Genomic DNA, 26759 nt, shown 5'->3' on the forward strand with positions numbered 1-26759 from the left:
TCGTTCGATGTGGAATGATCCCGCGAACTTTGACCGGATGTGTCGTTCCATATTGCCTCGCATACTCCTGATTTTCGTGCTGCTCCTGGTCGGTGCGGCGCGGGAGGTGATGGCGCAGTGCACCGTGACGATCAACAATCCGGTCGCTTCACCTTGCCTGGGCGACACGCTTGCCCTTTCGGCAACGGCGAACGGCCAGAACGGACCGTTCATCTTCGCCTGGACCGTCACGGCTGGGTCCGGTGTGTTCTCCTCGACGAACACGTCCAACACGCTCTTCAGTCCCTCGACATCCGGAACGGTGACCGTGCAGGTGACCGTGACGGACACCAACGGAACGGTCTGCGCCACGGACCTTCACAGTTGGAGCGTGACGAATGCCTCGGTGGCGTCGCTGACCTGCACGAACGCACCATCGGTGACCTTCGATGGCCTGACGACGTTCAGGAACTGCACGCCACAGAACCAGTTCCTGTTCAATTTCCAGGAGAACGGGTCCATCCTGGGCAACGCGCAGGTGACGATCGACTGGGGCGATGCGAGCCCGGTGTTCACCTCGACCGGGGCTTGGCCGCCGCAGGGGCACCTGTATTCGCCGCCGGGCCTGTACACCATCACCTACACGGTGGATGATGGTGTGTGCGAGGACACGCAGTTCTACAACGTCTTTCTGGGCGTGAATCCTGGCGCCCAGTTCGGCCGGCCGAACAATGCTCCGGTCTGTGACGGGGCCACGGTGGACTTTCTGATCACGCCGGACGCCACGAACGTGCCGGGCACCACGTACACGGTGTACTATGGTGATGGGTCGAGCGCGGTGTTCACCCACCCGCCACCCGCTACGGTGAGCCACACGTACACCGCCAGTTCGTGCACGGGCGGGTCATATACGGTGACCTGTGGCGGTAGTCAGTTCCCGGTGGTGCCCGCGGCGAACACCTTCACGGCCTGCTTGTGCGTGGAGAACCCCTGCGGCGGTTTTCCTCCGACGGCGCCGAACATCATCGTGCACGAGGCGGCGAACGCCGGCTTCAATGCGCCGACGACGGCCTGCACCACGGCCGGGGTGGCCTTCAGCAGCACAAGCACCGGCGGGGTGATCGGCGCTCCGTGTGGCACGCCCTACCACACCTGGTCGATCAGCGGTCCTGGTGCCTACAACCTGCAGGCGGGGAGCCTGGGGCCCTTCGGATCGACCGGCCTCACCGTGCAGTTCCCTGTGCCTGGGGTGTACACCGTTTCCTTGACCGCCGAGGGGGAGATCTGCCCGGCGGACACGTATGATCAGCAGATCTGCATCGAACCGCCCCTGGTGCCCACCTTCGATACCACGCAGGTGGGGCTGTGCGATCCGGTGACGGTGGCCTTGCAGAACACCACGGACCTGACGGACAACTGCAGTGTGCAGTGGGACTGGGTGGTGAGCGGTTCGGGCTTTTGCGGGGCCGCGGCCGCCTGGCAATGGACCAACGGCAACGCCACGAGCGCATCGCCGAGCATCCAGTTCACCGCGCCGGGCACCTACACCATCCGGCTGCGGGCATTGAACAGTTGCGGCTGGCAGCAGAGCGCACCGGTCTCCGTCACCGTGTTCGATGACCCGCAGATCCAGATGGGTGCGGCGCTCTCGCTCTGTGAAGGCGACGGGGCCAACCCCATAGCCACCTACACCACCTGCGGCACACCGATCACCAGCTACCTGTGGAACATGCCGTCGGCCACGCCATCGAGCTCCAACCTGCCGCTCCCCGGTCCAGTGACGATCAACTCAAGTGGAACGATCTCCGTCACCGTGACGAGCGTGTGTGGATCGGTGACGGCTAGCAACCCGGTCGTCGCTAACCCGGACCCACCGGCGAGCACGGTACCGCCCGGGCCGATCTCCATCTGCCAGGGACAGCCGCTCACCCTCGGCGCCACGAACGTGCCTGGTGCCACCTTCGTGTGGACCTCTCCCTTGGGCGTCACCTATGCCATGGATACGGTGGTGATCCCGGCCGCAGGACCGGCAGAGGACGGGCTGTGGACCGTGGTCGCGTTCCTGGGCGTGTGCGAGGGGCCGCCCGCCACAGTCGACGTGAGCATCATCCTGGCACCCGTGCTCGGCGTGGTGGCGAACCCATCGTCGATCTGCGTGGGTGACAGCAGCACGTTGGTCGCGGTGAACGCCACCAGCTACGCGTGGACCATCGGCACCACGCCCGTGGGTACGGGCAGCACCTTGGTGGTGGCGCCGACAAGCACCACCACGTACACCGTGGAAGGCGATGTGGGTGGCTGTCCCGGAACGGATGACATCACCGTCACCGTGAACCCGCTGCCTGTCGTGAACGCTGGTCCGGACCTGAGCCTCTGCGACCAGCCCATCCCCGAACTGCTGCAACCGGTGACCGCTGGCGGTACATGGGGCGCACCCGTGGTGGGCGGCCAATACACGCCCAACGGGCAGGGCGTGTTCGAGGTGGCTTACGACTACACGGATGCCAACGGCTGCTTCAACAGCGACACCATCACCATCACCGTCGGTCCGCCCCCCGCGCCGGTCACCGCCGGTCCGGACACGCTGATCTGCATCAACAGCGGCACCGTGCAACTGGTGGCCGACCAACCTGGCGGAACATGGAGCAACAGCGTGTGGGTGAACGGTGCGGGCGAGTTCACCCCGGGAGCGGTGTCCACGGAACTTGTGGTGTACACAGTGGGCGCCGGTACCTGTGCGGTGGACGATACGGTGCAGGTGCAGGTGGTGCCGGGCGCCACGGTGGAAGCGGGGCCGAACGACCAGCTGTGCGCGAACGACCCGGCGCTGCAGCTCGTGCCGAATCCACTGGGCGGCACCTGGAGCGGCAACGGCGTCAGCATCACCGGCCTCTTCGACCCCGCGCAGGCCGTGATCGGGCCCAACGTGCTCACCTACACCTACCCGGACCCGAACGGCTGCATCGTGGTCGACCAGCTCACCGTTCAGGTGGACCCGCTGCCTGTGCTCACCGTCACGAGCGACACCACCTTCTGCGTGTCGACCATTTCGCAGCAGATCATGCATTCCCCGACAGGCGGTACGTGGAGCGGTCCCAACGTGGATCCCGTGAGCGGCCAATACACGCCGGTGGCCACTACACCGATCGGTTCGCCGGACGTGCTGGTGTACACCTACACCGACGGCAATGGCTGCACGAACACCGCCTCCGTGCAGGTGACGGTGATCGACCCGCCCTTCGTGGCCTTCGCGGGCAACGACACGGCGGCCTGCGTCGGCAATGCACCCTTCCCGCTGGTGGGTGACGGGTTGGGCGGCGACTGGAGCGGTTCGTTCGTGCTGCCGGGCTACGCCTTCGATCCGTCCGTGGTGGGCACCTGGACGCTCACCTACACCGTCGGCACCGCCTCGTGTGAAACGCAGGACCAGGTGGACATCACCGTGGACCCGCTGCCGCCCAGCTTCGCTGGCGCACCGCTCACCGTGTGCGTGTACGATGCCGTGCAGACGCTGCAAGGCACGCCCGCCGGAGGCGTGTGGGACCGGCCGAACACCTTCGATCCGGACACGATGCAGCTTGGGCCCACCACCTTCTGCTACACCTACACCGACCCGATCACCGAGTGCGACAGCACGCACTGCACCACCGTCACCGTGGAGCCCATTCCCGTGGCGGACTTCAGCCTGCCCGACAGCGCGTGTGTGAACACGCCGGTGAACTTCACCAACATCACCGCCTGCGGCTGCACCTGGACCTGGGACTTCGGCGACCTCAGCCTACCCAGCACGCAGCAGGACCCGCAGCACACGTATGGGGCCACCGGCACGTACACCGTGCAGCTGGTTGCCACCTCCGGCGCCGGATGCATCGACACCATCACGCACGCCCTGGTGATCACCGAGGCGCCCACCGCGCAGCTCACCTGGAGCGTGGCCGACAGCTGCGGGGACGGCCTGGTGCAGGTGACCAACGACCTGGTGATGGCCAACACCACGCACACCTGGTGGGTGAACGGAACGGTCGTGAGCAACGCGGTGCAGCCGGGCTCCTTCGCCCTGCAGGGCCCTGTGCTGGCCGACACGCTGTACACCCTGGTGTATGAACAGGCCAACTTCTGCGGCGCGGACCGTGATACCCTGCTGGTGTGGTTGCATCCGCTACCCGTGGCCTCCTTCGGCACCGACCAGCTGATCTATTGCCTGGCGGACACGGTCTACATCGGCAACGACAGCTACGGCCTGGTGGACTCGGTCTTCTGGCAGCTCGGCGACGGCACCGTCAGCACCAACGGCTCGCCCACCTGGTTCCACCAGTACGTGCAGGACAGCACCTGGACGATCACCCTGGAGGTGTACAACGAATGCGGTGCGGACACCGCGAGCTGGAGCGTGACCGTGCTGCCCAACCAGGTGACGGCCTTCTTCAGCACCGACACGGTGATCGGCTGTGCGCCACTCACCAGCACCTTCACCAACTTCAGCGTGGGCGACACGGCGAGCATCTGGTACTTCGGCGACTCGTTGAACACCACGAGCATCAGCACGAACACCGGCTTCACTTACACCGACCCCGGCACCTACACCGTGCAGCTGGTGGCCCTGGGTTGCGGGGTGGATACGGCCACGCAGGTGATCGAGGTGCTGGCCCTGCCGGTGGTGGACGCGCTGAGCGACCCCACCGTGTGCCTGGGCGATGCGGTGAGCTTCAGCGCGAGCGGCGCGGGCCTTGTGGGCCTGCTGTGGTCCTTCGGTGATGGCGACTTCGACTCGATCCCCAACCCCACGCACACGTACGCCAACGCCGGCACGTACGACGTGATCCTCACGGTGGTGAGCAACATCACGCTGTGCCCCTCGGCGGACACGATCCAGGTGGAGGTGGTGGAGGCGCCGGTGCTTTCCCTGAGCGCCGCGGACACGGTGTTCTGCGTGCCCTTCGACCTGGCGTTGAGCGCCGCCGGCACCACGGGCAGCAACCTCGCCTACGTGTGGACCCTGAACGGCGACACCGTGTCATACAGCCCCAGCCCGCTACCGCAGCCGATCCCCGCGCCGGGCAGCTACGTGCTGGCGCTCACCGTGGAGGACCTGCTCACCGGCTGCAGCGACAGCGCCAGCTTCACCGTGGTGGGCTTGGAGACGCCGGTGAGCGGCCTGCTGCTGGACCCCTACGACCCCTGCGGCGACCCCGCGCAACTGGTGGCCACCAGCACCGCCACACCGCCGCAGGCCACGCTCGCCTGGAACATCAACGGGCAGCTCGTGGGGCAGGGGCCCGTGCTCGCCACCGCCTACAGCACGCCCGGCACGCACACCCTGGCGCTGATCGCAGAGCTGCCCGGTCCCTGTGCGGACACGGCCACCACGACCTTCACCCTGCTGGAGCGCCCGCTGGCCGGTTTCGACACCGGGCCTGTCTGCCTGGGTCAGGCCATCCCGATCACCGACACCAGCAGCAATGCGGTGGCCTGGTGGTGGTACCTCAACGGGGCCTTCGTGGGCAATGACCCCGGCGGCAGTGGCATCGTGCCCTCCTCTCTGGGCAACGACACCATCGCCTTGGCGGTGACGAGCCCCGATGGCTGCCGCGACAGTACCTGGGTGGTGGTGGATGTGAACGCTCCGCCGCTGGCCGAGCTGCTCGCCGAGGCGCAGGCCGATTGTGAGACCGTGCTGCTCACCGCCGCCTTCGCCCCCAACAGCACCTACGTGTGGTACGTGAATGGTCAGCCCTACAGTGAGGAGCGCTCCCCGCCCTACTACCTGCCGCCCGATGCCACGGACGATGTGGAGTTCGCCCTGGTGGTCACGAACACGGACAGCTGCAGCAGCACCGACATGGCCACGGTCTACCCGCCCACCTGCGTGAACGTGCCGAACGCCTTCACGGTGGACGGCGACGGCAACAACGAGCTCTTCTTCCCAGTGGTGTATCCGGTGGTGCGCTTCCGCGAGTTCCGCATCTTCAACCGGTGGGGCGAGGTGATCTTCCGCACCAGCGATCCGAACACGGGCTGGGATGGTACCTACGGCGGTGCACGCGCGCAGGACGGCGTGTACGTGTGGAAGCTGCGCTACAGCGACGGCAACAACAACGAGCTGGAGAAAGTGGGGCATGTGACCTTGCTGCGATGAGGAAGGGGTGCCACATCGATCGGGTGAGGCGGCGGAGCCGACCGCTTCATCAGGTGGCCATGGTGACATCCATAGTGGGAGCGCTCGCAGGATGCGGCGGAGATGGAGGTGCAACAGTGAGTGAGCCGACCGTGGCGGATACCACCCGGTATCGCATTCTATGTGAGACGGTGCGGACCGTGTACCGCACCCACCCGGATAGTGCATGGGTGTTACTCGAGCAAGCGGAATCAACAGCCGCGCGGATCGGAGGGGACGATCTGCGCTACGATGTCGAGGATCTGCACTATGAGGTTCTTCAGGCCCGATATGACAGTAGCGCCCTTCAGTACCAATTGGGTCGGATCGCCGATCGCGAGCGCAACGGTGCACGCGAGCCGCTAATGCATGCTTGGATGAACTTGGCCCTGAACCGTCTCCAAGCGGGCGCCTTCCCGGTTGCGGACAGCCTGCTTCGCCTCGCTCGCCAGGAGGCGATCTCTCTGAACGACAGCATGGATCTGGCCCAGACCGGGTGGATGTTGATGAACGTGCTGAGCATGACCGGTCGTCAGGATTCGGCCATTTCCATCGGCAGAGAGGTATTGCGGATCCCCCCGACCGGATCCCTCAGGCCGATCATCGAACTGGTGCGCCTGGATCAGGCCATAGCCTACATGGGGAACGGGGATGTGGACAGTGCGGACCACCTTTTCCGGGCAGGCCTATCCTCGGACTGGGTGCAGAACAACCCGCATATCTGGCAGTCCGGCGCGGTGAACTATGCCGAACTGAAGACGAACCAAGGAGATCTTGCCGGAGCGTTGGACCTCCTCCTCGCGGCCGAAACGAGGTTGGCCGCCTTGGGCGATACCCTTCAACTCGCGGTCCTGAAGATGAACATGGGCAGCCTGCTTGCCGCTTTGCATCGACCCGAAGAGGCCCTCGTGGCGTATGCGGATGCGCGGAAGTACGCCATGGTCGTGGGCATGCAGGACATCTCCACCACCTCCCAGGGACTGATGGCCCTGCTCAAGTTGAAAGGGGACTTGCACATCAACAGCACGCCGGCCTTGGTTGGCGAAGCATCTATCCGCTCGGACCTGATCGTGTTGCAGAAGGCGCTGGGTGCGGCGCGCGCGAACGGCAATCAGCGCTTTGTGGATCTCTTTCTGACGGGTATTGGATCCGCATTTCTGCGGCTCGGTGACCTCCATCGTGCACGAGTGGCGGTGGATAGTGCACTCTGGGGGGCTCGGGACAGGCGGGATCGGAGTGTGCTTCGGGAAGCACTCCTTGTGTCGGGAGACATCGATGTATCCCAAGGCTTGCTGAGGGAAGCCGACCACGCCTATTCGGAGGCGTTGCAGATATGTCGTGATGTCGGTGAGAAGCAGCAGACCATCCGGACATTGGACCGATTGGCCCACGTGTACGAAGCGTCGGGGCGATCGGGGTCGGCACTTGCGGCCATCAAAGAGGCCAAGGACATCCAGCTCCAGCTCTTCACAGACAGCACCATGAATGAGGTGGCCCGGCTGGAGGCCCGGTCCGCATTCGAGAGGAAACAGCTCGCCGACAGCCTCGCCCACGTCCAGCAGCTCGCCCTGGAGCGCGCCGAGGCCCAGGCCCGCATCGACCGCCAGCACACCCGCACGCTGGCCGCAATGGGCGGAGGAGCCGTGTTGCTCATGGGGGGTGGTGTGGCGTTCGCGATGGACCGCCGCCGCCGGCAGGCCCGCTTCGCGCAGCAGGCCGCCGAGCTGGAGCGCGAGGCCGCCCGCTTCGAGACGCAGGCGCTGCGCAGCCAGATGAACCCGCACTTCATCTTCAACGCGCTCAACTCCATCGCCGGCTATGTGCAGGGCAACGACCCCGATCGGGCGCAGAGCTTCCTGGCCCGCTTCGCCAAGCTGATGCGGGCCGTGCTGGAGAACAGCCGCGTCGCCGAAGTGGCGCTGGCCCGGGACCTGGAGGTGCTGCGGGCCTACATGGAACTGGAGCGCGTGCGTGCGCAGGGCAAGTTCAGCTACACCATCACCGTGGCGCCCGACGTGGACGCAGAGGCGGTGCTGGTGCCGCCGCTGCTGGCGCAGCCCTTCGTGGAGAACGCGATATGGCACGGGGTGGCGGGCAAGCAGGGCGAAGGGCACATCGCCGTGCACGTGGAGCGGGCCGAAGGTCAATTGCGCATCCGGGTGGAGGACGACGGGGTGGGCCGTGCGCAGCAGCGGAGCGCGGTGAGCAAGGAGAAGACCAGCCTGGGCACGGCCATCACGCGCAGCCGGCTGGACCTGGTGGAGAAGCAAAAGGGCGCCCCGGCGGGCTTCCGCTACGTGGAGGTGCCGGTGGGCACGCGGGTGGAGATCCACCTGCCGCTCGAACTGGCGGCGTGAAGGGCGCCGCGGTCAGGCCGGGTGCAGGGCTTGTGGGTGACCGGCCCCCACCGTAGCTTCGGATCGCCAGCGATCAACCGGACAGCATGTCGGCATCCGCCCCCACCGCCGTCCTCATCGACGATGAGTCCATCTGCATCACGGCGCTGCAGGCCATGCTCACGCGCCGGCACCCGGAGCTGGTGCTCGTGGGCACCGCGGCGGACGTGCCTTCCGGCGTGGCCCTGGTGAAGGACAAGCGACCCGACCTGCTCTTTCTGGACGTGGAGCTCGGGGACATGACGGGCTTCGACCTGTTGAAGGCCATCGCCCCCCTGCGGCCGCAGGTGATCTTCACCACGGCCCACGAGAGCTACGCCGTGAAGGCGATCCGCTTCAACGCGCTGGACTATCTGCTGAAGCCCATCGACCCCGAGGAGCTGGACGATGCGGTGAACAAGGCCGTGCGCGAGCGGGGCGGTCATGCCGCATCGCCCGACCGCATCGCGCCGCTGCTGGGCACCCTGATGAGCGACCGCCAGCTGGCGCTGCCCGATGCGGGCGGCCTGGTGGTGGTGCACCTGGACGACATCCTGTACTGCACCAGCGACAACAACTACACCTCGGTGCATGTGCGCGGCGACAAGAGGCCGGTGGTGGTGAGCCGTCCGCTGAGTGAGTTCGACGCCTTCCTGGGCGGGCAGGGCTTCGTGCGCATCCACCAGAGCCACCTCATCAACCGCAAGCACATCCGCCGCTACGTGAAGGGCGAAGGGGGCGAGGTGATCATGGCTGATGGCGCCAACCTGCCCGTGAGCCGGAGGCAGAAGGCCGAGCTGATGGAGGTGTTGGAGCGCTTGTAAGGCGGGCCGAACAGGCCTCTTCCGCCGGATCCTCGGTGCGCGACGCCGGATCCTCGATCCCCATGGGCCGGGTCGTTCGGCCGCTGGACTTTTGGTCCGTCACCGCACGATCACCCGTCAACCCGACCCGTCATGAACACCATCGCCCGCCACTTCGGCACCTGCATCACCTGCGGCCTTGCGGCCCTGTTCATCCTCACCAGCGCCCCGGCGAACGCGCAGGCCGAAGGCCTGGATGCGCACATCCGCCAGCTGGACCGCCTGATCGCCCAGGCCGCCGCCGAGCAGAACTACGCCGCCGCCGCCGGCCTGCAGCGCGACCGCGCCAACTGGGTCGCCCTGCAGGAGGCCATCGCACACAACGATGCGGCACGCATCCTGTCGTTGCAACAAGCGCTGGCCAACCCGTACGTGTACACCGCAGGTGGCAGCGCACCGCGTCCCGTGGAGACCGCACCTCCGAGCGCTGGGCCCGAGTTCCTGCATCAGGTCTACACCCAGGAGGCCGATGGCAGCTATCGGCAGCTGGAGAAGGAGGAGGCCAGCACCGCATCCTCCGGCGGCGGATACGGCGGCTTCGGCGGTCGCGTGTCCTCCCAGAAGATCCCCGGCGACCGTTCCAACGTGCGCTTCGCTGCCGGCGCGCTCCCGCGGTTCGTGGTGAAGACCTACCCGGGCCAGGATCCCTCCGACCTCATCGAGCTGGTGCGCTTCGAGGTGCGCGGCGCCCGCAAGGACCGCTACGTGGACATGAGCAGGAGCAGCCACGCCCTCTACCACCACAGCAGCAGCGAGGTCACCGACAACCGAGTCCGCATCACGTTCACCCACCTTGGCGACCAGGTGTACGAGATCAGGACGGACGCACCGCTGCCGGCCGGCGAGTACGCCTTCCTGAACGGGAGCAAGGTGTTCGCCTTCGGGGTGAACGAGTGAGGGGAGGGACGCATGGACCCATCCGGATGACCGATGGCCGGGCTTCCACCAACACCGACCACGAACAATGAGCACACTTCGACATCTCGCCAGGAGCGCCGCCTTCCCGTTCACGGCATCGTCCTCCACCGCACAGCACCAGCGTGTGGCCCGGTCGGAGCTTGCCACCTCCGGATCATGGGACGCGCACGGGCGATACACCCATGACCTCGACGCTCAAGGCCGCGTCACGGAGCTCAGCATGGAGGACCCTTGGAGCGGCGATCGGATCCCCTCCGCGCGGTTGAACACCACGTACACCGCCAGCGGGTGCGAAGCCTCCTGGACCTGCCGGATCACCGATGATGCCGAACCGACCGGCATGCCGGGACCGACGGGGACGCTCGTGCTGCTCGCCAATCTCGACCCCGCGACCGATCCAGTGATGCTGCCCGACCTCGGCGCAGGCGTCACGGTGGACCCGATCGCTCCGGATGGACGGATGATCTCCGGCAAGCGCACGGAGGCGCGGGGTGTGCTGGATATCCGCGACCTTGCGCCCGGCCTCTACGTGGTCAGGGTCATTGCACCCACCGGCGCGCCCACCACCACCATCCTCCTCAAACACTGATCCCATGCGACCTATCCTGCACCTCCTCTTCCTGCTGCTGTGTCCGGCCATGCTCCACGCCCGCATCCTGCGGGTGAACAACAATGCCGTGCTCGCCACCACCTGCATCACCTGCTACGCGTCGCTTCAGAACGCCTTGTCGGCCGCGCAGGATGGTGACACGATCCATGTGGAAGGTTCCAGCGCCGCCTACGGCTCCGGCACCGTCACCGTACCGAACCTCGTCATCATCGGTCCGGGCTACAAACTGTCCGGCGCGGGTAGCAACCCGGACCTGCAGGCCAATACCTGGCCCGCCACGATCGCGGGCATTTTGACGTTCGGGGCCGGCTCGCAGGGAGGAACCGTCATGGGGATCCGGTTCGCGGGCACCAACGCCGGCCTGGATATCACGTCCACATCGAACATCACCGTGCGTAGGAATTTCTTCGAGCTCACCGAGATCACCCTGGCCGGCACCACCACCAACGTGCTGATCGCGGAGAACTATGCCTATCGCATCAACCAGAGCGTCAACACGCAGACCATCAACAACCTCACCGTGCGCAACAATGTGTTCACGAACACGCTTTCGCTGAACGATGGCGGCGACCAGATGGCGGGGCTGGTGGTGGTGCACAACACCTTCACGAATGCCGGCACACAGGCCGTGCGTGATGCCGAGGTGGCGTACAACGTATTCGTTCAAGGCACGATCGGCGGCAGCAACAACACCGTGCATGACAACCTGGTCACGCAGGTGATCCCCGGCTTCCCGGACAATCTGGTGGTGCCCATGGCCAACGTGGGGATCCCCGTGGTGGGTGCTTCGGACGATGCGCAATGGGACATCCCCGCCCATCCGGTCTATGCACCGGGCGGAGCGGATGCCTTCGGGATCTTCAGCGGCATCAGCCCTTACCGCCTGAGCGGCATCCCGGGCACGCCCACGATCTACGCGCTCAGCTCCACCGTGAACGCGTTGCCGGGCGGCCAGGTGCAGGTGACCCTGAGCACACGCGCCAACCCCTGATCGCATGCGGCGACTCCTGTTCGTTCTTGCGCTCGCGCACCCGCCATGTGATGCCTTCGCACAGCTCGTCGTCCACGGGGAGTATTGGATCCAGGAGGACCTGGGCTTCGGAGAGAACCAGTCGTTCCTCGTTCCCGCGACGGCCGATTCGACCCTGACGTTCAGTGTGGACCTCAGCGGCAGACCGCCCGGCCACTACATCCTGGGCTTTCGTACGCGCGATGATGGAGGGCGGTGGGGGCACACCCAGTTCACTGCGATGGTGATCACTGAAGCACCGCTCGTTCCGGACCTGGACCGTGCCGAGGCGTTCCTCAACAACGACCCCGGCTTCGGTGCTGGAGAGGTGCTGTGGACGGGCAGTGTTCAGGATGTGGCCGACACGATCGTGCTACCCGACCTGTCCACGGCCCTCCATGGCCATAACACTCTTTTCGTGCGCACACGATCCGCCGATGGCCATTGGGGGCATACGAACACCGTCCCTGTGCTGATCATACCGGCGCCCCCCACCGCAGCGGTGGATGCCGTGGAGGCCTTCGTGCTCGATGGTGGCCCCGACCCCGGCTTCGGCCAGGCCCAGCCGTTCACCGGCTTTATCGCGGCGGTCGACCTGGTCGACACGCTCACCTCCGACGCGCCGTTCGCGCTCACCACCGGGCAGCGCTTGGCGCTCCGCAGCCACGACGACCAAGGCCGATGGGGGCACACCAATTTCATCGATTCGATCATCGTGGAGTTCCACAACGACCTGGGGTCGCTATGGAACGCGGTGGGCCTATCCGTGCATCCGAACCCGTTCACGGAGACCCTCACCCTGCGGTCCGATGATCCGCGGCCAGTGCGGGTCGTGCTCTACGGACCGACGGGCGGGAAGGTGTTCGACCGGATGCTGACCCGAGGTGCCACCATCGACACGGACCGGATGGCCTGTGGGGTGTATACGGCGTTCTTCTGGCAGGAGACCTCCCTACTGCACCGGGTGACGCTGATCAAGCAGTGAACGGATCACGGGCACTGGGTCTGGCCTCACCCCGCGTTCCCGCCGGATCCTCACCACCCGCCGCCGGATCCTCGGCCGGGCAAGGAATGCGCGCGCTGTCAGGGGAGTTTTGACCCGTCACGAACGACGAACAACCCAAACACCCTGGTCATCATGAACACGCAAGCACCCTTCCGGCTCCTTCTCATCGGGTTCACCCTCGGCCTGGCCACCTCCAGCGTGCAGGCGCAGGACGCGGATCCCGCACCGGCCTTCGGCAAAGGCAACGTCGCCCTCAACGCCGGCATCGGCCTGGGCGGTGTGCGCCCCGGCTACTACGGCAGCTACAACGACAGCTACAGCAACAGCCCCACGTTCTGCCTCAGCGCGGAAGGGGGTGTGGCCAAGGCCGGCCCGGGCATCATCGGTGTGGGCGGCTTCCTGTCCCACCGCTGGACGCGTCACGTGGATGAGGACAGCTACGGCAGCGTCACCTACACCTTCGACGAGCGCTGGACCCGCACCACCATCGGTGCGCGGGTGGCCTGGCACCTCAGCGAGTACGTCCCGGCCCACAAGCTGGACCTGTACGCCGGCGTGATGCTCGGATACGCCATCGTGGGCTACCGCAACGAAAGCACCCGCACGGTGAACGGCGAGACCACCACCTATGCCGACACCAAGCCACCTCGCAAGGGCTACGGCGACTGGAGCACCTTCGTGGGCGCCCGCTACCTCTTCACCCGCAACGTGGGCGCCTATGCCGAACTGGGCTACGGCGTCAGCATCATCAACCTCGGCGCGGCCTTCCGTTTCTGAGGTTCACGCTGGGTCCGTTCCCAGCGGGAACGGACCAGGGCGGCGCCCCGGCGTTCTGCGGAACGGCCGGGGCGTTCGCGTGGGTGGAAGCTCCTCCACGTTCAGGTGCGGGGATGGTGGGATCCGGATCGCGCACCTGATGGACGTGCGGCGGCGTTCATGGTTTGGGCGAGCCGGCCTGGTGTGCGGAAGATCCCAATGACCGAAGGATCGGCCGGTGTGCAGCCCGCCGGTACGCCGGCCCACCCACCGGTCCGGAGACCGAACAACCCGGCACCCTGCCTGTTCCTTCCAGCGGACGCCACGCTACCTTCGTGCGTCCTAGCTGACAACATCCCCCGACCATGAAGACCGCGATCGCACTTTCCGCCCTGGCCCTGCTCGGCATGGCCCCCCACGGCGAACTGAAGGACCTGAACATCGGCGATGCCCTGCCGCTGCCCGACCACCGCATGATGGAAGTGAGCGGCCAGGAGAAGAGCCTCAAGGAGCTGGCCGGCAAGAACGGACTGCTGGTGATCTTCAGCTGCAACACCTGCCCCTTCGTGGTGGGCACCGACGACAGCGAGGGCTGGGAAGGCCGCTACCCGGAGCTGGGCGTCTTCGCCCGCAAGCACGGCGTGGGCATGGCCCTGGTGAACAGCAACGAGGCCAAGCGCACCATGGGCGACGGCTTGGACGACATGAAGAAGCGGTACACCGAGAAGGGCTACAACCACTACTACCTGCTGGACAAGGACCACCAGGTGGCCGATGCCTTCGCGGCGCGCACCACCCCGCACGTGTTCCTGTTCGACAAGGACCTGAAGCTGGTGTACAAGGGTGCGGTGGATGACCGTGTGGAGAAGGCCGCCGACGTGAAGCAGCCCTTCGTGCGCAACGCCATCACCAACCTGGCCGAGGGCAAGGCGATCGATCCGGCGGTGACGCGCAACATCGGCTGCAGCATCAAACGCGTGGAGCACACGCACTGAGCCGCCCTGTGAACAACCCGCGTGCGGCCGCTCCACCGGGGCGGCCGCGCTGTTGATAAGAGGCGCCGGTCGGCAGCGGCGAAGCTTCGTTCCTTTGTGCGAAAGGGGAAGCGGACATGAACGTGCTGCTGATCGGAAGCGGGGGCCGCGAGCATGCCCTGGCCTGGAAACTGGCCCAGAGCACCCTGCTCGACGCCCTGTACATCGCCCCGGGCAACCCCGGCATGGCACGCCACGGGCGCCTGGTGGACCTGGACCTGCATGACGGCAAGGCGCTGCGGCGCTTCCTGCTGGACAACAAGATCCGCATCGTGGTGGTGGGTCCCGAAGGCCCGCTGGTGGACGGCCTGCACGACCGCATCGCCGATGATCCGAAGCTGGCGGACATCACCGTGATCGGCCCGCGGGCTGCGGCCGCGCGCCTGGAGGGCAGCAAGGACTTCGCCAAGGAGTTCATGTTCCGCCACCACATCCCCACGGCCGCGCACCGCACGTTCCAACAGGGCGAACTGAAGGAGGCCGTGGCACACCTGGACCGGGTGAAGCCGCCGTACGTGCTGAAGGCCGATGGCCTGGCCGCCGGCAAGGGCGTGGTGATCACGAGCGATCGCCGGGAGGCCGAGAAGGTGCTGCGCGACATGCTGGAGAAGGGCCGCTTCGGCAGTGCCGGTGAGCGTGTGGTGATCGAGGACCACCTGGCGGGCATCGAGGTCAGCGCCTTCCTGATCACCGATGGCCGCTCCTTCAAGATGCTGCCCGCGGCCAAGGACTACAAGCGGATCGGCGATGGCGACACCGGGCCCAACACCGGGGGCATGGGCGCCGTCAGCCCCGTGCCCTTCGCCGACAAGGACTTCATGCAGAAGGTGCATGACCGCATCGCCGCGCCCACCATCCGGGGGCTGCAGCAGGAGGGCATCGCCTACCAGGGCTTCCTGTTCATGGGCCTGATGAACGTGGGCGGTGAGCCCTACGTGATCGAGTACAACGTGCGCCTGGGCGACCCGGAGGCCGAAGCCATCCTGCCGCGGCTGCGCAGCGACCTGATGGACCTCTTCGAAGGCATCGCCACCGGCACCCTCAGCGAGCGCCACGTGGATGTGGACGACCGCACCTGTGTGAGCGTGGTGCTGGCCAGTGAGGGCTATCCCGGTGAAGTGACCAAGGGGCGCGCCATCACCGGGTTGCAGGAGGTGCGCGACGCCCTGGTGTTCCACGCCGGCACCGCCGAAGGCCCGCAGGGCCTGGTGACCGCGGGCGGTCGTGTGCTGGTGGTCACCGCCATGGGCAAGGACCTGGAGCACGCCATCCTGAACACCTACACGCAGGCGGCGGGCGTCACCTTCCAGGGGCGGCAACTGCGCACGGACATCGGGCACGACCTGGTGCGGCAGCCGACGAAGAGCGGTGCGGTGCAGGCCTGATGGGGGGCGATCAGAGCATGCCGCCCTGTTCCTTCGCCTTCCGGTTGTACCGGCCTTGAAGACGCATCCAGTAGATGGCTCCGAAGCCCAGCACGCACGAGAAGAGCACCGGCGGCAGCCAGCCGAACGGCGTCAGGAACCAGTCGAAGGTCTTCTGGATGAAATGACCGATGCCGAACCAGATCTGTTGCATGGTGCGCGTGCTTAGGACCCGCCAAAGATAGGATCCCGCTCCATCCGCATGCTCGTCCGCGCCTACCGCAGCTACCAGCCGGCGCTCCTGTTGGGGCTGCTGGTGCTGGCCCCTGCGGTGTGGTCGGGCCTGTTCGTGCATGGTTCACCGGTGCCGGATGGACCCCACATGCCGGGCTACCGGCCCTTCGCCCTCGCCTTCGCGCGATGGCCCTGGACCGCATCGCTGACGGGGGTCCTGGCCACCCTGGCATTGGGCCTCCAACTGGACCGCCTGGCCAACGACCGTGAGCTCTTCGAGCGGCACCATCACCTGCCGGCGCTGCTGTTCCCGCTGCTGCTGGCGGCGGGGCCCTTGCGCATGGCGCCCGATCCCGCGATGCTGGGCATGCCGGCCGCGCTGCAGGCGCTGCGCATCGCCTGGGGCACGCAGGGTCGCACCCGTGCGCTGGGCTCCTTGTTCGATGCGGGCTGCCTGGTGGGGGTGGCGGCCCTGCTCTACTTCCCGTACGTGTTCCTGGTGGTGGTGCTCTGGGCCTCGGCGGCCGTGATGCGCCCGTATGCCTGGCGCGATTACGTGGTGCCCCTGCTGGGCGCCGTGGTGGTGCTGATGCTGGCCTGGGGCGTGGTGGCGCTCACGCAGGCCGGCGGATGGGCCCCCATGGGCACCCTGGCCGTGCGCACCGTCGACGCACCGCCCACCCACTGGTTGCGCGACCGGGCGGCACCGGCGGTGGTGGCCGCGCTCTTCCTGGTGGCCGTGCCGGTGCTCGCGGGGGTGTACCAGCGCAGTGTCATGCGGGAGAAGAACGCCCGCGCCTCCTTCCTCGCTTTCGCCTTCGCCTGTCTGTTGCTGCTGGGCTTCGCGGCCGTGCTGGGCCATGCGCTGCCCGCGGTGCTGGTGGCCTGCCCGCTGGCCGTGGTGCTCAGCTATCCCCTGCAGGTCACGCGTCGCCTGTGGCTCGCCGAGCTCGCCGTGTACGCCCTGCTGGTGGCGGCCGTGGCCGGCCCATGGTGGGGCTGAATACCTTTGAGGCCCCTGCGTACAGGCGCAGCCCCAATGGCCATGAAGTGCGGCGTCGTCATCTTCCCCGGGTCCAATTGCGACGAGGACATGATCCAGGTGCTGGAGGCCCAGGGCGGAGGCCCGGTGGAGCGGCTGTGGCACAAGGAGCACGACCTGCGCGGCTGCGACCTGGTGGTGCTGCCCGGCGGCTTCAGCTACGGCGACTACCTGCGCAGCGGGGCCATCGCCCGCTTCTCGCCCATCATGCAGGAAGTGGCGGCGCATGCCAGGAAGGGCGGGCTTGTGCTGGGGGTGTGCAACGGCTTCCAGGTGCTGTGCGAAGCGGGGCTGCTGCCGGGCGCCTTGTTGCACAACAGCGGGCAGCGCTTCATCTGCCGCAACGTGCACATCGCCCCCGCCACCAAGCGGACGCCGATCACGGCCGCGATCACGCGCAAGGCGCTCACCATCCCCATCGCCCATGGCGAGGGCCGCTACCACATCGATGCTGCGGGCCTCAAGCGACTGAAGGAGGAGGACCAGGTGCTGTTCCGCTACTGCGACGCCGAAGGACGCCTCACCGATGAGGCCAACCCCAACGGCAGCCTGGACCACATCGCAGGGGTGTGCAACGCGGACCGCAACGTGTTCGGCATGATGCCGCACCCGGAGCGGGCGGCCTCGGCCATCCTGGGCAACACCGACGGGGTGGCGCTCTTCACCGGGCTATTGCAGGCCGTTCCCGCCTGAGCCGTCGGGGACGAAAAGGGCCGCACCGGACGGCCATCCGCCGGGTCCACCCACAGTTCCGTGGCCGTGTCCGCACGGCCTTTCCAGCCCGCCAGCCGCAGGCCGCGTGCGGGGAGGGCCTCAACGCGCAGGGGGGCTCCGGCGAAGCCTGTGACGCCGTGCGCCCCGGGCGCCAGGGGGATCCCGTCCAGCAGCAGCCGGCCCTCGCGCGCCTCGGGGGCATGCAGCATCACCTGATGAAGGTCCGCCCCAGCGTGCCGGGCCAGGTCGCGCAGCACATGCCGCGAGCGCTGCAGGGCGTGGCCGCGCAGGTCGGCATGGCTCTCCTCCGCCGAGGGCATCACCATGCGTTCGTGCCACAGGGCATGGTCGGTGCGCATCAGGTCGGCGTGGGCCGCGTAGAGGCTGTCGGCGAGTGCGGCCGCGGAGCGGGGCTCCAGCACGGTGGCGGCCAGGGTGGCGAGGCGCGCGAGCAACAGCGGCCGCAGTTCTGGATGGTCCAGCAGAGCGGACAGATAGGGCGCCGCAGGCAGCGGGGCCTCTGCGATGCGGTCCACGCTCGGGTCGTCCGGCGGTGCCCACAGGTCCATGTCGTACAGCACCCAGCGCCAGCGCCCGCCGGGCTGTGCGGGTCGCCAGCAGCGCATGTTGAGGTCGTGGTCGGCGCGTCCGGTCCACAGGTCGAAACAGGCCAGTTCCACCAGGCTCTCCACGTCGATCGCCGCCTGCAGGCTGTCCAACGGCGCGCGCCGGGCGAGCAGGTCGAGGGCACGGTCATAGGGGGCGCGATCGCCTTTCACCACCCGTCCTTCAGGGCCTTCCACGATGTCCAGGTGCTCGGCCTCCGCGCGCGTCAGCAGGAAGTCCTCGTTCTTGGCCGGCAGCAGGCGGTAGGCGCCCTGGGGCTCGCCGTTCAGCGTGAGCGGGACGGGTACGCCGGGCTGCACCTCGAGCCGGTCGCCGGCACGGTGCACGGCCACCTCGGCGAACAGGTTGCGGAGCAGGGCATGCGGCGTGGCGTCGGCGCGGAGCACCACGTTGCGCCAGGTGGTCGCCCCGGGCAGGGGCAGATGCGGCTCACCGTCCGACGTGCTGAGGTTGAAGGAGCGTTTGGGCAGGCTGCGCGACCCGGAGCCCGAGAGGCGCAGGCGGACGGCCGTCGCGGCGGTATCCGCCATTCCGGGCAGGACGACGTGCGCGGGGCGCACCCAGGCCTCGCCGGTCCGGGTGTGGTTGGCCCGCTGTCCCGTGCTCAACAGTCCGCGCTCCGGGTCGTGCAGCTCGTCGGGGGCGATGCACAGCATCACCTCCGCGCCGGGTCCTTCGCGGGCCACCCAGCGCTCGGCGCTGGGCAGCAGGTCGTTCCTCCAGGCCGCGGCGCGCAGGGTGCGGCCCTCCGGCACGGTCACCGGTCCGGTGGCCACGGTGCCCTGCTCCAGGGTGGGCGGGCTGCCGTCCAGCGTGTAGCGCACGGTGCAGCCGGCACAGGCGACGAGTCGGACCCCATCCGTGCCGGCTTCGGCCACCGGGGCCGGAGCGCGGCCCCGGATCACCTGGTCGGCGTGGTTGGGGGCACCGGGGCCGGGCACGGGCAGGTAGCTCCACGTACCGGACCCGTCCGGCAGGCGGCCGATGGATACGCCGGGGGGGACCGCCGGCCAGCTGAAGGCGTCGAGCAGGCGGCTTCCGCCGGAACCGAAGAGCAGCAGATCGCCGCCGGAGGCGGGCAGGTGCAGCAGGGGGGGATCGTGTGCGGCGGTGGTCCCGCGGGAGCCCTGCACGCGCACCACGCGCCGTTCGCCCGGCGCCAGCAGGGGCTGTGGGGGCAGGGTGCTGCGATATCCGCCCCGCACCAGCTGAAGCCCGGCCAGGTCCACCGGCCGCTCTCCGGCATTGAAGAGCTCCACCCAGCCGGAGTCCCGCGGGTGCACCATGGGGTACAGTTCGTTGATGCGCACCTGCTGGCCCCTGGCGGGTGATGTGGCGTGGAGCGCCAACAGCACGAGCACAAGGGGAGCGCACCGGCGGGACATGGCGCCAAAGGTGGGAATGCCGCGGATGTGTCCGCCGTGGGGCGGCCGGGCCGGGGGACCGATGGTGGAGCGACGAACGGCTGATGCGGCGCCCGGGGGCGCTGCGGTCTGCTTACCTTGGCGCACCTCAATCCGAACCGCGACCATGCGCCATTCGACCCTTCTGCTTCTGACCGGCCTCTCGCTGAGCGCCATGGGCCAAGGCACCATCACCAACGTGCAGATCACGCCCAATCCGATCACCGAGTGCACGTTCATGAACGTGACCGTGATCGGCACCATCCCGGGCAACGCCCAGGTGACGGGGTTCACGCCCGGGCAGACCGGCAACACGATCGCGTCGTGATGAACGCATCGGGCACCGGTGGGGGCACGGGATCGTTCAACCAGCCCCCTGCCCCCATTGGGGCCGTACCCGGCGGGCACGTATACCATCCAGGTGTCGCTGGACCTCAACGGCACGGTGGTGGACACCGAGACGCTTCAACGCACCGTGCAGCCGGGCGTGAACCCGGATGCGGGCATCGATGCCTCTGTGTTCGGCGTGTGCGATACGGACCCGAACTTCCTGCTCATCAACGAGCTGGGCGGATCGCCCGATCCCGGGGTGTGTGGACCAACCCGCTGAACCAGCCGCACAGCGGCAACTTCAACCCGGGCACCGATCCCGGCGGGTTCTACCTGTACACCATCGAGGCCCTTGCGCCGTGCAGCACCGTGCAGAGCAGCGTGTACATCGAATACGCGCCGAACGGCGATCCCGGTGACGATGGCGCGGTGACCGTGTGCGTGAACGGAGCCCCGGTGGACCTGTTCGCCAACCTGCAAGGGCACGCCGCAGACCGGCGGAACGTGGAGCGGTCCCAGCCCGGTGGTGAACGGCCAGTACGACCCGGCCACCATGACCCCTGGCGCTTACGTGTACACCGTGCCGGGCATCGGCAACTGCGGCGACCCCTCGGCCACCGTCACGGTCACCGAGGCCAACCTGCCCAACGCGGGCACCGCGGTCCCCATCACCGCCTGTGAGACGGACACCAGCCTGACCCTGAGCGCCGGGCTCACCGGCAACCCGCTGCAGACCGGAGTGTGGCTCGATCCGCAAGGCTTCCCGCTCGGTCCCTACAACGTGGTCATCAACCCGTCGATCTACGGCGCGGGCAACCTCACGTTCCGCTATGTGGCCATCAACACCTTCTGCCCGAATGACACCACGATCGTCCCGGTGACGCTGCTGGCGGCCCCGTGCGACATCAGTGTGCAGGAGAACGCCGCAGGGGTGACGCGCTTCACGGTGATGCCGAACCCGGCCCATGACCGCGCGACCATTGAAGTGGCCTTCACCGCCGGCCTGGGCAGCGTGCAGCTGGAGCTGCTGGGCACGGATGGCCGCCTTGCACGCCGTGCCCGCCTGGCGGGCAACGGCCGCACGGACCTGCGCCATGAGCTGGATCTCTCGGGTCTGGATGCCGGGGCCTACCTGGTGCGCCTCATCACCGACCGCGGCAGCGTGTCGCGCACCCTGGTGGTGGAGTAGCGGCCGGCGCCATCGACCCTCGCGGGGCGGCGCATCGACCGATGCGCCGCCCCGCGCGCTTCATAGGGCGTTGCGCGTCACCCAGTAGCGCCAGGCCACGAGCAGCTTCTTCGCCTTGCTGAGGCGGGTGAGGTCCTTGTCCCAGAGCTTGGGCAGCACCGCCTTGTTCAGGCGGGCCAGCAGGCGGAAGGCGGCGCGTCGCATGACGGATCAGGAGCAGTTGGTGCCGCAGTCCTCGCCCTCCCACTCCAGTTCGATGGTGGCATGGTGGATGCCGAGCGCGCGCAACACCTCCCGGGCGCGGCACTTGATGTCGAGGGCCTCGCGGTGCTCCACATCGGCCACGACGAGGTGGACCGTGTGGACCACGAAACTGCCGTCGAGGCTCCAGGTGTGCTGGTCGTGCAGGTCGCGCACATGGGGGATCGCCAGCAGGCGTTCGCGCACGGCGGCCAGGTCGATGCCCTCGGGCACATGCTGCATCAGGATGGCGGTGCCGCGCCGCAGGGTGCCCACCGCGTTGAACAGGATGTAGCCGCTGATGCCCACGCTCAACAGCGGGTCCAGCACCACCCAGCCGGTGAAGTGGATCAGCACGGCGCCGACCAGCACGGCGGCCCAGCCCAGCACGTCCTCCAGCAGGTGCAGGTAGGCGCCGCGTTCATTGAGGGTGGAGCCCGCGTGCAGGCGCCAGGCGGCCAGCCCGTTCATGGCCAGGCCGAAGAGGGCGATGCCGATCATGCCCGTGGTGTGCGGGGCTTCCGGGTGCAGGACCTTGGGCACGCTCACCACCAGCATGCCCACCGCCCCGGCGATGAGGACCAAACTGGTGAGCCAGCCCCCCAGCATGCTGAAGCGCCCGTAGCCGTAGCTGTACTGCGCATCGCGGCCCTTCAGCGCCACGCGTTGCAGCCACCATGCGGTGCCCAGCACCAGGCAGTCGCCCGCATCGTGGAGCGCATCGGTGAGCACGGCGATGCTGCCCGTCCACCAGCCGCCGGCCACCTCCACCCCGGTGAAGGCCAGGTTGATGAGGAAGGCCGTGCGCAACGCCCGCGCACCGTCGGCATGGACGTGGCCGTGCGGATGCGCGTGGTGCGTGTGGCCGGCGTGCACGTGTCCCACGGGGGGAAAGGTAGGGGCGTGTGCGGGACCCGGGCCGGGTGGTGCTTGCCGCGGCGCCTGTTGCCCGGGGCGGAAGCACGGGCCGCTCACCTCCCCGCTGCTACCTTTCGGCCATGTCCACGCCTGCCGCCCCCGCGCCGCGCACCTTCGGTCAGAAGGTGGGGCGCCTCACGATCCGGTTGCTGCTCCTGGCCCTGGCCGTGCTGCTGGTCTGGCTGCTGTTCATCTACTTCGCGGTGTACAGCGAAGGCAGCCGCAGCGGCATGGTCATCAAGCTCAGCAAGCGGGGCGTGGTCTTCAAGACCTGGGAGGGGCAGTTGAACATGCAGAGCTTCGGGGCGATCGATGCCTCGGGCGCGTCGCTCAACGAGGTGTTCAACTTCAGCGTGCAGAAGGGCAACGACGTGCTCTACCGCGAACTGGAGGAGGCCAGCCTGAGCGGCGAGCGGGTGAACCTGCACTACGTGGAGCGCTATGCCCGGCTGCCGTGGCGGGGCGAGACGACCTACTTCGTGACGCGGGTGGAACGCAACGGCGCGCCGGCGGCCTCGGACCTGGACAAGTCGCCCGTGGGGCATTGATCAGCCCACCACCACGCGGCCGGTCTTGCGGGAAAGGGCCACCTTGGCCGTGTTGAGGCGCATCTTCTCGCGCAGGATGCCGGCCTGCTGTTCGGGCTCGGTGGTGTCGCGCAGGCGCTCGTCCAGCTCCTCCAGCATGCGGTCCAGCCGGCGTTCGCGCAGGATGTCGATCCCCTCCTCCAGCGCGTCCAACAGCTTGTCGCGCTCGTGGGTGGTGTGGATGCGGTGGCGCTCCTTCCAGTTGGGGCTCAACAGATGGCGCTCGGTGAGCAGGTCGATGGCCAGGTCGCGCCAGCCGGGCTGCTCGTGGCCGGCATAGCGGGCGGCGTCCACCGCGTGGCCCAGGTTGCTGGCGTGGCGATAGTCCAGGTAGATCTCCTTGAAGAGCGGCTCGTCGAACAGGATGTCGTCCAGGGCCAGCAGCTCGAACATGAGCTCGGCCACGCTGGTCTCCCCTTCGCTGGTGCTGCCATCCTCGTTCTGGAAGGGCACCAGGAGCCGCTCGTGCCCGTAGTTGAGGAGCATGCGGAGCAGGTCGCGCTCCTGGGCGTTGGTGCCCTTGATGGGTCCGGGCGGCGGCTGGGGCGCCTGCAGTTCCGGTGCCACGGCCTCCGGGGCATCCACCGCACCCTGCTGCCTGCGGTGGGCCCGGCGCAGCACCTTGTTCAGTTCACTGATCAGGGCCTGCTCGCTCACCTCCAACAGGCGGCCGCACTGCTGGATGTACAGCTGGCGCAGCACCTGGTCGGGGATGCGGGCGATGCTCTCCACGATGTCGTGGATGGCGGCGGCCTTGAGCACGGGATCGCCACCGGTGTCGCGCACCAGCAGTTCGGTCTTGAAGGCCAGGAAGTCCTTGGCGCTGTCGCGCAGGAAGGCCTCCACCTCGCCGCTGGGGCGGCTGCGCGCGAAGCTGTCGGGATCCTCCCCTTCGGGGAAGAGCACCACCTTCACCCCCAGGCCCTCGGCCAGGATGAGGTCGATGCCGCGCAGGCTGGCCTTGATGCCGGCGGGGTCGCCATCGTACAGGATGGTGACCTGCCGTGCGTACCGCTTGATCAGCCGTACCTGGTCCTCGGTGAGGCTGGTGCCGCTGCTGGCCACCACGTTGTGGATGCCGGCCTGGTGCAGGCTGATGACATCGGTGTAGCCCTCCACCAGCAGGCAGGTGCCGCTGTCGGCGATGGCCTTCTTGGCGAAGTGGATGCCGTAGAGCGAGCGGCTCTTGATGTAGAGGGCGCTCTCCGGGCTGTTGAAGTACTTGGGCAGCTTCTTGTCGCTGCGCAGGGTGCGGGCGCCGAAAGCGATCACCTGCCCGCCCAGGCCGTGCACCGGGAAGGTGACGCGGCCGGCGAAGAAGTCCCACGCGGTGCCGTCCTCGCGGCGTTTGATCCATCCGGCCTTCTCCAGCAGCTCCGGGTCGAAGCCCTGGGCCTGGGCGGCGGTGGCGAAGGCGGCGCCCTGCTCGGGCACGTAGCCCAGCTGGAAGGTGCGGATCGCCTCGTCGCGGAAGCCGCGTTCGCGGAAGTAGGCCAGGCCGATGCGGCGGCCCTCGTCGGTGTCCCACAGCCGGCCCACGCTCCAATCGGTGGCGAAGCGCTGGATGGCGGCCAGGCTCTCGCGTTCGCTGTGCTCCAGCTGCTGCTCCGGCGTGGCTTCGGCCTCGGGAAGGTCGACGTTGTAGCGCTTGGCCAGCCAGCGGATGGCCTCCACGTAGCTGAGGTGCTCGTGCTTCTGGAGGAAGGTGATGGCATCACCGGCCTCGCCGCAGCCGAAGCACTTGAAGATGCCCAGGGCCGGGCTGACGTTGAAGCTGGGCGTCTTCTCGTTGTGGAAGGGGCACAGGCCCAGGTACCAGGGCCCCTTGCGCTTCAGGGCCACGAAATCGCCCACGACCTCCTCGACGCAGAAGGCGTCCTTGGCGCGTTGGATGGCATCGTAGGCGATCTCGGGGCGGCCCGCGCGTTCAGCGGGGATCGAAGGTACGCAGCGGGTGAACGACGGTCACCGTTCGGCCGTCACCGTGCCGGTGCTGTCGTAGACCACGGTCTTGATGAGGGCCCCCGCCGGGTCGTGGAAGCGCCATTCGCCCACCGGGGTGCCCTTGTGATGCTGGCCCTGGTAACGCACCGTTCCGTTGGTGTGGAAGACCACCACGGGGCCCTGGGCCTTGCCGTCTTGGTATTCCGTCTGGCTCAACAGGCGGCCCTGGGGGGTGAAGCTGCGCCAGATACCCTTGCGTTGCCCGTCGCGCAGCACGCCGCGCAGGGTGGTGCCGTCAGGCAGCTGCTGCACCTGGGGGCCGTTGAGGGTGTCGCGGGGGACGCCGGCGGCGGTCGGCACCTGGTCGGGGGCGGGGGTGGGGGCGGGGCTGCCGCAGCCGGGCGCGAGCGTAAGGACCGACAGGGCGGCGGCGAAGGGGAGGGAGCGGAGGCGCATCGGGCGGGTCATTTCTCACGGTCGACGGTGAGCTGCACGAGCCCCTCGAGGGCGCGGCGTGCGGGCGTGTCGGCGAAGGTGTGCAGCACGGCCAGGGCCTGGTCGCGGTGCTCCAGCATGCGCTGGTGGGCATGGTCCACGCCGCCGGCCTCCACCACACGGCGCACCAGGCGGTCCACGGCGGCGGGGTCCTGCTGGCGGGCCTTCACGGTGCGCACCATCCAGCGCCGATCCGCGGTGGGCACCTGGCGGAGGGCGTGGATCAGGGGCAGGGTGAGCTTGCGCTCCTTGATGTCGAGCCCGGTGGGCTTGCCGGTGCGGGCGCTGCCGTGGCCGCCGATGGGGTAGTCGAAGAGGTCGTCCTTGATCTGGAACGCGATGCCGGCCAGTTCGCCGAAGCGGCGCATGCGCTCCACCTCCTCGGCGGTGGCGCCACCGGCCGCGGCCCCGCTGGCGCAGCAGGCGGCGATGAGGCTCGCGGTCTTCTGGCGGATGATGTCGAAGTAGACCTCCTCGCTGAAGTTGAGCGAGCGGGCCTTCTCCAGCTGCAGCAGCTCGCCCTCGCTGATCTCGCGCACGGCGCGGCTCACGATGCGCAGCAGCTCGAACTGGCCCTTGTCCACGGCGAGCAGCAGGCCGCGGCTCAGCAGGTAGTCGCCCACCAGCACGGCGATCTTGTTCTTCCACAGGGCGTTGATGCTGAAGAAGCCGCGGCGCAGCGGGCTGCCGTCGACCACATCGTCGTGCACCAGGGTGGCGGTGTGCAGCAGTTCGATGAGGCTGGCGGCCACGAAGCCGTCGTCGTTCACCGGTCCGAAGTGGCGGGCGCTGAGCAGGGTGAACATGGGCCGCATCTGCTTGCCCTTGCGCTTCACGATGTAGTGCATCACCCGGTCCAGCAGCGCCACGCGGCTGCGCATGGCCTCGCGGAAGCGCCCCTCGAACACGCGCATCTCCTCCGCGATCGGGCGCTGGATCTCCTCGAGGCTGGGCATGTTCCGGGGGCG

22 protein-coding genes are annotated in these 26759 nt (G+C 67.9%); 15 read left to right on the plus strand and 7 right to left on the minus strand.

Annotated elements, in window-relative coordinates:
• The first annotated feature begins 76 nt into the window (after positions 1-76).
• From IPM49_12000 to purD, 10 genes are all read left to right on the plus strand, one after another.
• Positions 77-6115 (plus strand): PKD domain-containing protein, encoded by a 6039-nt coding sequence (locus tag IPM49_12000; GenBank protein ID MBK9275243.1) that lies wholly within the window; start codon positions 77-79, stop codon positions 6113-6115.
• A 395-nt stretch (positions 6116-6510) separates the two neighbouring features.
• Positions 6511-8490, plus strand: a complete 1980-nt coding sequence (locus tag IPM49_12005) for a histidine kinase (protein MBK9275244.1) — start codon at positions 6511-6513, stop codon at positions 8488-8490.
• An 86-nt stretch (positions 8491-8576) separates the two neighbouring features.
• Positions 8577-9332 (plus strand): response regulator transcription factor, encoded by a 756-nt coding sequence (locus tag IPM49_12010; protein MBK9275245.1) that lies wholly within the window; start codon positions 8577-8579, stop codon positions 9330-9332.
• 132 nt (positions 9333-9464) lie between these two features.
• On the plus strand, positions 9465-10268 hold the full coding sequence (locus tag IPM49_12015) for a hypothetical protein (protein MBK9275246.1): 804 nt from the start codon (positions 9465-9467) through the stop codon (positions 10266-10268).
• A gap of 67 nt (positions 10269-10335) precedes the next feature.
• The gene (locus tag IPM49_12020) at positions 10336-10878 is read left to right on the plus strand and encodes a T9SS type A sorting domain-containing protein (protein MBK9275247.1); all 543 of its coding nucleotides are present in this window, start codon (positions 10336-10338) and stop codon (positions 10876-10878) included.
• Between the two features lie 4 nt (positions 10879-10882).
• Positions 10883-11890, plus strand: a complete 1008-nt coding sequence (locus tag IPM49_12025) for a hypothetical protein (protein MBK9275248.1) — start codon at positions 10883-10885, stop codon at positions 11888-11890.
• 4 nt (positions 11891-11894) lie between these two features.
• Positions 11895-12893, plus strand: a complete 999-nt coding sequence (locus tag IPM49_12030) for a hypothetical protein (protein MBK9275249.1) — start codon at positions 11895-11897, stop codon at positions 12891-12893.
• A 153-nt stretch (positions 12894-13046) separates the two neighbouring features.
• A complete protein-coding gene (locus IPM49_12035; GenBank protein ID MBK9275250.1) occupies positions 13047-13691 on the plus strand; it encodes a hypothetical protein in 645 nt (214 codons plus the stop codon).
• A gap of 344 nt (positions 13692-14035) precedes the next feature.
• Positions 14036-14665: a redoxin family protein gene (locus IPM49_12040; protein ID MBK9275251.1), complete on the plus strand. Its 630-nt coding sequence runs from the start codon at positions 14036-14038 to the stop codon at positions 14663-14665.
• Positions 14666-14781: 116 nt separating this feature from the next.
• The gene (gene purD, locus IPM49_12045) at positions 14782-16089 is read left to right on the plus strand and encodes a phosphoribosylamine--glycine ligase (protein ID MBK9275252.1); all 1308 of its coding nucleotides are present in this window, start codon (positions 14782-14784) and stop codon (positions 16087-16089) included.
• A 10-nt stretch (positions 16090-16099) separates the two neighbouring features.
• On the opposite strand, the gene IPM49_12050 is transcribed toward purD, so the two are convergent.
• A complete protein-coding gene (locus IPM49_12050) occupies positions 16100-16282 on the minus strand; it encodes a hypothetical protein (protein ID MBK9275253.1) in 183 nt (60 codons plus the stop codon).
• A 48-nt stretch (positions 16283-16330) separates the two neighbouring features.
• Here IPM49_12050 and IPM49_12055 point away from each other — a divergent pair, with 48 nt between their 5' ends.
• Complete coding sequence (locus tag IPM49_12055) at positions 16331-17305, plus strand: hypothetical protein (GenBank protein ID MBK9275254.1); 975 nt, start codon at positions 16331-16333, stop codon at positions 17303-17305.
• 536 nt (positions 17306-17841) lie between these two features.
• Here IPM49_12055 and IPM49_12060 read toward each other — a convergent pair.
• Positions 17842-20070, minus strand: coding sequence for a CotH kinase family protein (locus IPM49_12060; GenBank protein ID MBK9275255.1), 2229 nt, complete (start codon positions 20068-20070; stop codon positions 17842-17844).
• Positions 20071-20215: 145 nt separating this feature from the next.
• On the opposite strand from IPM49_12060, the gene IPM49_12065 reads away from it, so the two are divergent.
• The 3 genes from IPM49_12065 (at position 20216) to IPM49_12075 (ending at position 21607) form a co-directional block, all read left to right on the plus strand.
• Positions 20216-20416, plus strand: coding sequence for a hypothetical protein (locus IPM49_12065; GenBank protein ID MBK9275256.1), 201 nt, complete (start codon positions 20216-20218; stop codon positions 20414-20416).
• 93 nt (positions 20417-20509) lie between these two features.
• Positions 20510-20698 (plus strand): hypothetical protein, encoded by a 189-nt coding sequence (locus IPM49_12070; protein MBK9275257.1) that lies wholly within the window; start codon positions 20510-20512, stop codon positions 20696-20698.
• Between the two features lie 273 nt (positions 20699-20971).
• Complete coding sequence (locus IPM49_12075; GenBank protein ID MBK9275258.1) at positions 20972-21607, plus strand: T9SS type A sorting domain-containing protein; 636 nt, start codon at positions 20972-20974, stop codon at positions 21605-21607.
• Positions 21608-21667: 60 nt separating this feature from the next.
• Here the strand turns inward: IPM49_12075 and IPM49_12080 are convergent, their stop codons facing one another.
• The gene (locus tag IPM49_12080; GenBank protein MBK9275259.1) at positions 21668-21811 is read right to left on the minus strand and encodes a hypothetical protein; all 144 of its coding nucleotides are present in this window, start codon (positions 21809-21811) and stop codon (positions 21668-21670) included.
• Between the two features lie 6 nt (positions 21812-21817).
• Entirely contained in the window at positions 21818-22732 is a 915-nt protein-coding gene (locus IPM49_12085) for a cation transporter (GenBank protein ID MBK9275260.1), read from the minus strand.
• A 173-nt stretch (positions 22733-22905) separates the two neighbouring features.
• Here IPM49_12085 and IPM49_12090 point away from each other — a divergent pair, with 173 nt between their 5' ends.
• Positions 22906-23313 (plus strand): 6-phosphogluconate dehydrogenase, encoded by a 408-nt coding sequence (locus IPM49_12090; GenBank protein ID MBK9275261.1) that lies wholly within the window; start codon positions 22906-22908, stop codon positions 23311-23313.
• On the opposite strand, the gene dnaG is transcribed toward IPM49_12090, so the two are convergent.
• The 3 genes from dnaG to IPM49_12105 are packed head-to-tail and all read right to left on the minus strand — an operon-like array spanning position 23314 to position 26747.
• The gene (gene dnaG / locus IPM49_12095) at positions 23314-25290 is read right to left on the minus strand and encodes a DNA primase (protein MBK9275262.1); all 1977 of its coding nucleotides are present in this window, start codon (positions 25288-25290) and stop codon (positions 23314-23316) included.
• 27 nt (positions 25291-25317) lie between these two features.
• Entirely contained in the window at positions 25318-25752 is a 435-nt protein-coding gene (locus tag IPM49_12100) for a hypothetical protein (GenBank protein ID MBK9275263.1), read from the minus strand.
• Positions 25753-25760: 8 nt separating this feature from the next.
• Positions 25761-26747 carry a polyprenyl synthetase family protein gene (locus IPM49_12105; protein MBK9275264.1) on the minus strand — a complete coding sequence of 329 codons (987 nt, stop codon included), beginning with the start codon at positions 26745-26747 and terminating at the stop codon, positions 25761-25763.
• Between the last annotated feature and the right edge of the window lie 12 nt (positions 26748-26759).

It is taken from the genome of Flavobacteriales bacterium (assembly GCA_016715895.1).
Lineage (GTDB): Bacteria > Bacteroidota > Bacteroidia > Flavobacteriales_F > PHOS-HE28 > PHOS-HE28.